The sequence below is a fragment of the Herbaspirillum sp. B65 genome (assembly GCF_000333555.1).
Lineage (GTDB): Bacteria > Pseudomonadota > Gammaproteobacteria > Burkholderiales > Burkholderiaceae_D > Herbaspirillum > Herbaspirillum rubrisubalbicans.
Map to the genome: position 1 here is coordinate 1 of NZ_BADI01000013.1, position 1,187 is coordinate 1,187.

The following is a 1,187-nucleotide window of genomic DNA, read 5'->3' on the forward strand; positions in this document are numbered from 1 at the left end:
AGGGCTTCATGGAGAAGGGGCAGTTGCTGGCCAATGCGTCGCGGCTGGAGGGCATCCCCGGGGTGATCGTGCAGGGCCGCTATGACCTGGCGACGCCCGCCAAGTCGGCCTGGGATTTGCACCAGGTCTGGCCAGGCTCGCAACTGCACCTGATCGACAGCGCCGGTCACGCCTATAACGAACCCGGCATCCTCGACCAGTTGATTGCGGCCACCGACCGTTTTGCCGATCGCTGATCGCTGCATTCCCTGGTTCAGACGCTCCCCTCGCGGGAGCGTTTTTTTATCCGTCTTTCTTGCGGCTGCGCTTGCCGACCGACTCATCCTTGGTCATCGCTGCCAGTGGCGACGCGCTCGCATACACCTCTTCCAGTTGCGCCAGTCGTGTATTGAGCTTGCCCAGCACCGTGGTAAGCGCGCTGATCTCTTCTTCGTTCAACACCGTGAACAGGCCATCCATGAAGGTTTTCTTCACGGGTTCCGACGCCCGCAGCACTTCCTTGCCCGCCGCTGTCAAAGCGATGTACTTGACGCGCCGGTCATGGGTATCTGCGCTACGCAACACCAGGCCGTCGCGCTCCAGTCCATCGATTGCCTCGGTGATGGTACGCGGCGCAAAGCCGAAGGCCGCGACCAGATCGGCCGCCCGCACCGGACTGTTGCGCTCGATGTGGCCGAGCATCTTGTTGCGGGCCAGGGACGCACCTTCGCCCGCCATGAGCTTGTCCAACGCGCGGTGCGAACGCACGTAGAAGTCGCGTAGCGCCTCGGCGGCGCTGCTGTGATCGTTTGTAAAGCGTGTAGACATAATTTTTCCAGATACCATATCATATGGTACCTCATTAATTTCTTTCTTCGTGTGATCGAAGTCCTATTGAAGCTGTATTGATGCCGTATTGCCCTGGTATCAAGAGCGTATTGAAACCGTATTGCACCGTATTGAATGGCAGCCCCAAGCCATCATCGCCCCCGATATTAGGATAAAAAAGATGACCGACGCCACCTCCAGCAACCCAGAAACCCATCCACCGCAGCCCCGATCCGCCTCCACCGGCAGCCAGAACACGCCCCCCACGAAACGCATGAGCCCACGCGCCCGCTTCGTGCTGCGCGCCCTGGGCCTGCTGGTGCTGGTGATCGTGGTAGCCTGGGTGCTGTACTACCAGTTCCGCGGCAAGTATCGGAAAG

The 1,187-nt window shown here is 60.0% G+C and carries 1 protein-coding gene and 2 pseudogenes; 2 read left to right on the forward strand and 1 reads right to left on the reverse strand.

Annotated elements, in window-relative coordinates:
* Nucleotides 1-236 (forward strand): annotated as a pseudogene (locus I5W_RS00270) (prolyl aminopeptidase); the annotation flags it as partial.
* A gap of 46 nt (nucleotides 237-282) precedes the next feature.
* Here the strand turns inward: I5W_RS00270 and I5W_RS00275 are convergent.
* Nucleotides 283-807 (reverse strand): MarR family winged helix-turn-helix transcriptional regulator, encoded by a 525-nt coding sequence (locus I5W_RS00275; RefSeq protein WP_044527751.1) that lies wholly within the window; start codon nucleotides 805-807, stop codon nucleotides 283-285.
* Nucleotides 808-988: 181 nt separating this feature from the next.
* On the opposite strand from I5W_RS00275, the pseudogene I5W_RS00280 reads away from it, so the two are divergent.
* Nucleotides 989-1,187: pseudogene (locus I5W_RS00280) on the forward strand (HlyD family secretion protein); the annotation flags it as partial.